This is a genomic window from Streptacidiphilus carbonis, assembly GCF_000787775.1.
Taxonomy (GTDB): domain Bacteria; phylum Actinomycetota; class Actinomycetes; order Streptomycetales; family Streptomycetaceae; genus Streptacidiphilus; species Streptacidiphilus carbonis.
In genome coordinates this window covers 102,719-110,490 of the sequence record NZ_BBPM01000026.1, presented here as the reverse complement: position 1 = coordinate 110,490, position 7,772 = coordinate 102,719, and the positions used below count along the sequence as shown (strand labels likewise).

The 7,772-nt window shown below is 71.1% G+C and carries 9 protein-coding genes and 1 pseudogene; 5 read left to right on the top strand and 5 right to left on the bottom strand.

The features are described 5' to 3' along the window. The first annotated feature begins 655 nt into the window (after window positions 1-655). Both TR46_RS21300 and TR46_RS44395 read left to right on the top strand, forming a co-directional pair. Complete coding sequence (locus tag TR46_RS21300) at window positions 656-1,096, top strand: hypothetical protein (RefSeq protein WP_042403644.1); 441 nt, start codon at window positions 656-658, stop codon at window positions 1,094-1,096. Window positions 1,097-1,282: 186 nt separating this feature from the next. Continuing rightward, window positions 1,283-1,464: pseudogene (locus TR46_RS44395) on the top strand (peptidase E); the annotation flags it as partial. A gap of 15 nt (window positions 1,465-1,479) precedes the next feature. On the opposite strand, the gene TR46_RS21295 reads toward TR46_RS44395, so the two are convergent. Then, window positions 1,480-1,881, bottom strand: coding sequence for an NUDIX hydrolase (locus tag TR46_RS21295; protein WP_042403642.1), 402 nt, complete (start codon window positions 1,879-1,881; stop codon window positions 1,480-1,482). 229 nt (window positions 1,882-2,110) lie between these two features. Here TR46_RS21295 and TR46_RS21290 point away from each other — a divergent pair, with 229 nt between their 5' ends. Next, a complete protein-coding gene (locus TR46_RS21290) occupies window positions 2,111-3,301 on the top strand; it encodes a hypothetical protein (RefSeq protein ID WP_042403640.1) in 1,191 nt (396 codons plus the stop codon). 66 nt (window positions 3,302-3,367) lie between these two features. Here TR46_RS21290 and TR46_RS21285 read toward each other — a convergent pair whose 3' ends face one another. After that, window positions 3,368-3,715 (bottom strand): VOC family protein, encoded by a 348-nt coding sequence (locus tag TR46_RS21285; RefSeq protein ID WP_042403638.1) that lies wholly within the window; start codon window positions 3,713-3,715, stop codon window positions 3,368-3,370. Between the two features lie 158 nt (window positions 3,716-3,873). Here TR46_RS21285 and TR46_RS21280 point away from each other — a divergent pair, with 158 nt between their 5' ends. Beyond that, on the top strand, window positions 3,874-4,062 hold the full coding sequence (locus TR46_RS21280) for an antitoxin (protein WP_042403636.1): 189 nt from the start codon (window positions 3,874-3,876) through the stop codon (window positions 4,060-4,062). A 79-nt stretch (window positions 4,063-4,141) separates the two neighbouring features. Here the strand turns inward: TR46_RS21280 and TR46_RS21275 are convergent, their stop codons facing one another. Further along, window positions 4,142-4,654, bottom strand: coding sequence for a TrmH family RNA methyltransferase (locus TR46_RS21275; protein ID WP_084718798.1), 513 nt, complete (start codon window positions 4,652-4,654; stop codon window positions 4,142-4,144). A gap of 358 nt (window positions 4,655-5,012) precedes the next feature. Then, window positions 5,013-6,086, bottom strand: coding sequence for a redox-regulated ATPase YchF (gene ychF, locus TR46_RS21270; protein WP_042403634.1), 1,074 nt, complete (start codon window positions 6,084-6,086; stop codon window positions 5,013-5,015). Window positions 6,087-6,270: 184 nt separating this feature from the next. Here ychF and TR46_RS41250 point away from each other — a divergent pair, with 184 nt between their 5' ends. Continuing rightward, window positions 6,271-6,837: a DUF6542 domain-containing protein gene (locus tag TR46_RS41250; RefSeq protein ID WP_152626596.1), complete on the top strand. Its 567-nt coding sequence runs from the start codon at window positions 6,271-6,273 to the stop codon at window positions 6,835-6,837. 171 nt (window positions 6,838-7,008) lie between these two features. Here TR46_RS41250 and ppgK read toward each other — a convergent pair whose 3' ends face one another. Continuing rightward, window positions 7,009-7,749, bottom strand: a complete 741-nt coding sequence (ppgK, locus tag TR46_RS21260; RefSeq protein ID WP_042403629.1) for a polyphosphate--glucose phosphotransferase — start codon at window positions 7,747-7,749, stop codon at window positions 7,009-7,011. Window positions 7,750-7,772: the final 23 nt, after the last annotated feature.

Here is a 7,772-nt window from a genome sequence, read left to right as displayed (position 1 = left end):
GGCGTGGCCGGCTCGTCCGGACGGGTGGGCTGCGGGGGCGCGTGCGGGGCCTCCGCCTGCCCGGCGGCGGCACCGCGGCGCAGCCGGGCCCGGGCGGCCGCGTTGCTGGGCCTGCGGCGTGGGCTGCCGGGCCTGCGGCGTGGCTCCCTCACGTAGTCCCCGTCCGGGTAGGGTCGCGACCACCCCTGGGCGGTGGCCGAATACGGGCATACCCTTTCAAATCTTTGCGTACCCCGCCGTTCGGGTCACATCAGGCCTTCGCGGTCACATCGCGGCAGACAGCCGCCGGGGCGCCCCCGGGGAGGGCGAAGCGGTCCTGGTCCAGCCGGTCGACAGCCGGGGGTCCGCGCCCGCGCCTGCGCCTGCGCCTGCGCCTGCGGTGGGAACTCCCCCGACTCGGCCTTGCCCCGGTCCACTAAGCTACTCTCGGTTGTCGCTTCGTCACTCATTCTCCTGGCACGACCTGCGTCCGGCTCCCCGAGACCGCGTCCTGCCGCACCGCCCGTCTCGCCCGGGGCCTGCCCGAACCTGCCGGTCCGGACGAGAGCGAGTGCGGCTCCCCTCAGCCGCTGCGGGACCGGGCCGCCGCCCGGGCCGGACACATTGGAGCGCTCATCCACCGCCATGACCACCCCGACAACGAAGGGTCTCCGGTATGACCACCCGTCGCCGTCGCGACCATCAGGCCGAACGCGCTGCGCTCCAAGCCGCCGCCGACCGCCTTCTCCACGGCACCGCTCTGCGCTCGGAGACGGGCCGCCTCACAGTCACCGAACTGCTGCACGAATCCGGCCTGCGCCGTGACGTCGTCTACGGCCATCACAAGGACTTGGTCGAGGAGTTCCAAGCGCAGGTGCAGGCGCTGGCGCAGCAGCACATGCCGTCCACCGCCGACTCCCTTGCCGAGGAGAACTCCCGGCTGCAGGAGAAGCTGACGGAGACCACGTCCGCACTGGCCGAGGAACGCGAAGTGACGGCAGCTCTGCGCCGTCTGATCACCGAGCTCGACCTGGAGCTGCAGGCCGCCCGAGGGGCGACCGGCCCCACCCGGGTCACCGGCCTCCCCGCGCGGCGGCGACCGGTCCGCGAACGCTGATCCTTCCAAAGCAATGCCGTCGGCGTCCCGCACACGCCGCGTCCGTACCGGTCACCGGCCCCGAGGCCACCAAGGCAGGTGTTCTTGCACCCATGGCCACCGATACGATCATGAGCATGACGGCAGCGGAACCGACCATCCTCGCGACCTCCGGCGGGCACCGAGCCGGAGGTCGCACGAGGGTGGCTCGTGGCGGACGGCACCCTTCCGACGGCTCACTGCACGGACGACGGCGTCGGCCTCGTCTACCAGGGAACGGAGTTGGTGGAGGCGGTGGCAGAGGTACCGGCAGCGCCTACATGGTCGGACGCGAGGGTGACGGGGCAGTGGAGGAGCGTATCGAACCTCGTAGGCTGCCCAGCGTCTGAAGGTCGCCCCTCCGGTCAGACCAGACTGCCACGAGACTTGAGCTCGTCGAAGAGCAACTGATCAACAGGCGGTACCAGGTCCCTGTCGCTGTACGAGAACCAAGCCATCTCCTCGATCTCGCTGCTCGGGGTCAACTCCCCACGACACTCGGCGGTGTAGCAGGCCATCCGCACCACGACGCCCTCCGGGGGACCGGGTGCGCCCGCCTCGTACGTCCCTACGTGCGCCACGGTCTCCGGATCGAGCAGGACCGTCAGCTCTTCCTCGATCTCGCGTACCAGCGTTTCCAGGTCGCTCTCGGCGCCCTCCCGCTTGCCGCCGGGGATGTAGAAGACGTCCTTCCCGCTCGGCCGGGCGCACAGGATCCGACCGCCCTCGATCCGCACCCACGCCACCGTGTCGATCAGCACTGGCAGAGTCCTCTTCCCGCTCTCCCCGGAACATGTCCGGAAAGGACACTACCGCCACAGCGGCGAGCACCGGACGGGGCCCGCAACTCGCCGATCCACCCCGTCCCGACAATCGACTTGTCCAAGGCGGCGACCCAGTGACCCGGCGGACGGCGGCGTGGATTGAGCTGTGCGCGTACACCGGTGCGGACGGTCTCCGGGTCTGGGGCAATGGAACCCCAGGAAGGAGCCAACGATGTCCGAGTCCGAGTCAGAACCCGCGGTCGAGCCCGCGCCCGACCCCGACCCCGAGTTCGAGGCCGAACCCGTCCCCCTCCCCGACGCCGACCGGGTCGACCTGCGGCCGCCCGACCGCGCCGAGACGGTACGCATCATCCGCGGCCTCAAGGGCGCCCTGTCGGGCGGCGGCGGCCTGACCGAGCTTCAGAAACTGCTGCTGCGGGCGGTTTCCCGGTCGATGACCGGCTTCGAGGTCGACCCCGACACGGTGGAGCCGCTCGGCGCCCGCGGCCTGGCCGAGTCACTGGCGGCGCGGAACGAGATCTTCCGCACCCGGGTGCTGCAGCTGATGGTGCTGGGCGAACTGGTGCTCAACCCGCTCCCGGAGGACGTCTGCCTCGCCGTCGACGGGTACGCGCACGCGCTGGGCGTGGACGACGGGATGCGCGAGGTCGCCAAGGACTACGCCGAGGGCGCCCTGGGCCTGGCCCTGACCGACTTCGAGCGCAACGGCTACACCGCCCGCTGGGACGCCGACAGCTCCTCCCAGCTGCACGCCCGCAGCGCCCTCACCGAGCCCTGGCAGCAGGTGGCGGACGACCCGGCGCTCGCCGCCCGCTGGGCCGCGCTCGCGCACTGCCCCGAGGGCTCGCTCGGGCTCGGTGTGCACCGCTTCTACCAGGCCAGGGGGTTCGTCCACCCCGGTTTGCCGGACAGCGCGCCGCCGTACCTGGCCCAGCACGACTGGGTGCACGTGGTGGCCGACTACGGCACCACCCTGGAGTCCGAGTTGGAGGTGTTCGGCCTGATCGGCCGGGCCATCCCCGACCCGCGCGGCTTCTCGCTGCTGGCGATGGTGCTGGGGCTCTTCGAGACCGGGCTGCTGGAGCGCGCCGCCGGACTCTTCGAGGCGGACGCGGGCCACCTCTCCCGCGAGGGCGTGGCCCTGCGCCTCGGCGACGCCATGCGCAGGGGCGCGGTCACGGGGGCGGACCTGCTCGGCATCGACTGGTTCGAGCTGGCCGACATCCCGGTCGACCGGGTCCGTCGGGACCTCGGCCTGCCGGACAAGGACCCGCTCGCGGTCCGGGCCGGCTCGGTCAGCCCCTGGGGCCCCGGCGGCATCTCTCCGTTCCAACGGCGCTCCGGAATGAAGCTGGCCGCCGCGGAGGGACGCCGCTACGACTCCTTCGGCGCGGACCTGTGACAGCTCTGACCTGTGACAGCTCTGACCTGTGACAACGCCGACCTGTGACGACGTCCGCGCCGCCGTTCACTCCTCCGGGGCGAAGCAGCAGAACTCGTTGCCCTCCGGGTCGGCCAGCACGTCCCACCCGATGTCGCCGCCGATCGGACGGACCAGGGCGGCGCCGAGGGCGATCAGCTCCTCGGTGCTGCCGAACACGTCCAGGTGCATCCGGTTCTTCAGCGACTTGACCTCGGGAACCGGGATCACCCAGATCAGCGGCCCGGCACCGGTCGGGTCCACGATCGGGATCGCGCCGCCGCCGTCGGGACCGTCGTTCCGGCGGCGGTAGCCCAACGCGGTGCACCACCAGTCGGCCAGGGCTGGGGCGTCGTTGGCGTCCAGGCACAGGTCCTTGAAGCGCGCTGCGGGCATCTCTTGCCTCCGGATCCGGGTGGCGCCCGTCGGGGGCGGGCGCGGTCGCATCGAGGCTAGCGACGGGGTGCGGGGAGGCACGACGACGTTCCTGGAGATGCGGACTTCGCCCGGGGCGCTGATGCTGGTGGGGTCAGTATTCCGTGAGGAGGACCGTGATGTCCGTGCTCGACAAGATCAAGGGTGCGCTCAAGGGTCACGAAGCCCAGGCCGACAAGGGCGTCGACAAGGCCGGCGACATGATCGACCAGAAGACCGGCGGCAAGTACGCCAGCCAGGTCGACATGGCCCAGGAACAAGCCAAGAAGCAGATCGGCGACGACGTGCCCCCGACCGATCCCTCCTGACCGCACCTGATCCCGCACGTCACCGCCGCCTGCCCGGAGCACCCTCCGGGCAGGCGGCGGACGTGTTCGTGCGCCGGGCTCAGATCAGCCCGGCCAACCGGTAGAGCACCAGCGAGCCGGCCACCGCGACATTGAGGCTGGCACCGCTGCCGACCATCGGGATCTCGACGACCTCGTCGAGCAGGTCCAGGGCCTCGGGCGGGATACCGCTCTGCTCATGCCCCAGCACCATCACCGTGGGCCGCCGTGCGGCCGGCAGGTCGGCCAGCCGCACCGCCTCCTCCGCCAGCTCGACGCCGACGATGTGCAGTCCGCGCTCGCGCTGCCGCTCCAGCCAGCCCAGCGGATCGCCGGTCCAGTGCAGACAGAGCGGTCGGCGCAGGGTGTTCCCCCGCGCCAGCGCCTCCGGCACCCAGGGAAAGCGCGGCACCGCCATGCACGCCCCCACGGCATCGCAGGTGCGCAGCAGCGTCCCCAGATTGGCCCCGTGCAGCGGCCACAGCGGCGCGGCATACAGATGGTCCCAACACCCGTGCCCCCGAGGCCGCCGCAACCCCCGCAACTCCCCCCGGCTCCGCACCCGCGCCCTCATCGCCCCGGAGTGGAGCACCCCCGCAGCAGCCCCGGCCAAACCTGATCGCTCGTCATACGGCCCACGTTAGGCCGCGACGGCCCCGAGGGCACGCGATTTTCGGCCCACCCGGCCCTCAGTAGCGCGGCAGGACCGGGATCGCCTTCTCCGCAAGGTCGATGAGCGCCTCCACCTCGGCCGCGCCGGCCGCAACCTACTCCGCAGTCACGGCCACCGCGGTCAATGCCATGCCGCCAGGAGGTCTGTGGGCCCGAAGGAGGCGTCGATGCCCTTGCACGTCACGCCGCTCCGACTGACCGCGACGAGAGGGAGCGGCCGGTCCGTGAACTCGGCCCAGTGCTTCAGCAGTGACGCCTTGTTAGACGTTGAAGCGGAATTCGACGACGTCGCCGTCCTGCATGGTGTAGTCCTTGCCCTCGATGCGGGACTTGCCCTTGGCGCGGGCCTCGGGGATGGAGCCGCATTCGACCAGGTCGTCGTAGGAGACGATCTCGGCCTTGATGAAGCCCTTCTGGAAGTCCGTGTGGATCACGCCCGCGGCCTCGGGGGCGGTGGCGCCCTTCTTGATGGTCCAGGCGCGGACCTCCTTGGGGCCTGCCGTGAGGTAGGTCTGCAGGCCGAGGGTCTCGAAGCCGACGCGGCCCAGGGTGGCCATGCCGGCCTCCTCCTGGCCCATGGACTGGAGCAGTTCCAGGGCCTCGTCCTCGTCCATGCCGATCAGCTCGGACTCGATCTTGGCGTTGAGGAAGATGGCCTCGGCGGGGGCGACCAGGGCGCGCTGGGCCTCCTTGAAGTCCTCGTCGGTCAGTTCATCCTCGTCCACGTTGAAGACGTAGAGGAAGGGCTTGACGGTGAGCAGGTGCAGCTCGCGGACCGAGTCGCGGTCGAAGCCGGCCTCGAAGAGGGTCTTGCCGGACTCCAGGACGGCCTGAGCCGCCTCGGCGGCCTTCAGCAGGACCGCGGACTCCTTCTTGAGCCGGGACTCCTTCTGCAGCCGCGGCAGCACCTTCTCGATGGACTGGAGGTCCGCGAGGATCAGCTCGGTGTTGATGGTCTCGATGTCGTCCTTGGGCGAGACCTTGCCGTCGACGTGGACCACGTCCGGGTCCTCGAAGGCGCGGATGACCTGGCAGATCGCGTCGGACTCGCGGATGTTCGCCAGGAACTTGTTGCCCAGGCCCTCGCCGACGCTGGCGCCGCGGACGATGCCGGCGACGTCCACGAAGTCCACCGTCGCCGGGAGGATCCGCTGCGAGCCGAAGATCTTCGCCAGCACCGCGAGGCGCGGGTCCGGGACGCCGACGACGCCGACATTGGGCTCGATCGTCGCGAACGGGTAGTTGGCCGCCAGCACGTCGTTCTTGGTCAGGGCGTTGAAGAGCGTGGACTTGCCGACGTTCGGCAGGCCCACGATTCCGATCGAAAGCGACATGTGGCGAGATCCTGGTGGAGGAGGCGGCCCGGAGGCGACGAGAAGGACAAGGGGTCGGTGCCCCAGTCTACGGAGGTTCGCGGGGACGTTAGGCACAGTGGGTGACGGTGACGCGGCACCGGCGTGTCCGTCACAGGGAGTGGCGTTCATCCGACCGTACGTTGGACTCGTGGAGTACCGACGGATGTCTGACGCACGCACCACCGACCGCCCCGGGGCCGCCGCAGTCCCCGGGCGGGCCGCAGCCGTGCCCGGACCGGCACGCTCCCACGAACCGGACGCGGGGACGGCGCCACGCACCCCCGAGCAGCGCGGGGGCGGCTCTCGGCGCCCCGCCCCGCGGTCGGCCGCGCGCCCCGGTGCGGGGCCCAGGACCCCGCACCGGCTCACCGCGGTGGGGGGCGCCGTGGTCACCCTGGGCGCGACCTTCCTGGGCGGCGCACTGGACTTCTGGCTGTTCGCCGGCTCCGGCATCGTGATGGGGCTGGCCTATGTCGCCGCCTGCTTCCAGGTCGCGGTGCGGGTACGCCCCGCGGACCTGGCGGTCGCCCCGATCAGCGGGCCGATCGCTTTCGCGATCACACTGCTGGTACTCGGGGGCGGGCCCGGCGGCGGCTTCGTCGGACGGATCATCAGCTTGGCCACCGGGCTGGCCCTGCAGGCGGGGTGGCTGTTCACCGGGACGGCCGTGTCCGCGGTGATCGCGCTCGCCCGCCACGTCGCCCTTACCCGGGCTCGTCGTCGCGGGTAACGGGTTTCTGTACCGTTTCCGGGTGCGGCGTCTGCCTGGTAGGTCGCGCGGTTCCCCGCGCCCCCGACGATGCTGCAACTGACTCACAGTGGTTCAGTCGCAGTCCCCCAGGGGCGCGGGGAACCGCGCGGCCGACCGAGTACCGTCCGCAGTCGAAATCCGACCGGTCCGTCAGCCCAGCTTCGCGGCAGCCATCGCGGCGCCGACGATCCCCGCGTCGTTCTGGAGCTGTGCGGGGACGATCTCCGCGCGCAGCGGCTTGAGCAGGGGCAGGAACTTGTCCGCCTTGCGGCTCACCCCGCCGCCGATGATGATCAGCTGCGGTGAGAACAACTGCTCCACCATGGCGAAGTAGTCGTCGAGCCGCTCGGCCCAGTGCGCCCAGCTCCAGTCGTGCTCCTCCTTGGCCGCGGAGGAGGCGTGCTTCTCCGCGTCCTTGCCGTGCAGTTCCAGGTGGCCCAACTCGGTGTTGGGCACCAGCGCGCCGTCGATGAACAGCGCGCTGCCGATCCCGGTGCCGAGGGTGAGCAGCAGCACCACGCCCTTGCGGTCCTTGCCCGCGCCGTAGGCGACCTCGGCCAGGCCGGCCGCGTCGGCGTCGTTGACGACGGCCACCGGCAGCCCGAGCGCGTCCGAGAACAGCGCCCCGGCGTCCAGGTCGATCCAGCCCTTGTCGACATTGGCGGCGGTACGGGTGTGCCCGTCCACCACCACGCCGGGGAAGGTGAGGCCGACCGGACCGCGCCAGTCGAAGTGGCGGACCACCTCCTGCACGGCGCCGACCACCGCCTTGGGTTCGGACGGGTGCGGAGTGAGCACTTTGTGCCGTTCCTGGGCGAGGGCGCCCCGATCCAGATCGGCGGGCGCCCCCTTGATGCCCGAACCGCCGATGTCCACACCGAAGACGTTCACGTCGTGAATCCCCTGTTCGTCGT

Bases quoted from the DNA above. Each gene is read 5' to 3' on its own strand.
- TR46_RS21300 (WP_042403644.1), top strand. From the start codon at position 656: ATGACCACCCGTCGCCGTCGCGACCATCAGGCCGAACGCGCTGCGCTC.
- TR46_RS21290 (WP_042403640.1), top strand. From the start codon at position 2,111: ATGTCCGAGTCCGAGTCAGAACCCGCGGTCGAGCCCGCGCCCGACCCC.
- TR46_RS21285 (WP_042403638.1), bottom strand. From the start codon at position 3,715: ATGCCCGCAGCGCGCTTCAAGGACCTGTGCCTGGACGCCAACGACGCC.
- TR46_RS21280 (WP_042403636.1), top strand. From the start codon at position 3,874: ATGTCCGTGCTCGACAAGATCAAGGGTGCGCTCAAGGGTCACGAAGCC.
- TR46_RS21275 (WP_084718798.1), bottom strand. From the start codon at position 4,654: ATGAGGGCGCGGGTGCGGAGCCGGGGGGAGTTGCGGGGGTTGCGGCGG.
- ychF (WP_042403634.1), bottom strand. From the start codon at position 6,086: ATGTCGCTTTCGATCGGAATCGTGGGCCTGCCGAACGTCGGCAAGTCC.
- TR46_RS41250 (WP_152626596.1), top strand. From the start codon at position 6,271: ATGTCTGACGCACGCACCACCGACCGCCCCGGGGCCGCCGCAGTCCCC.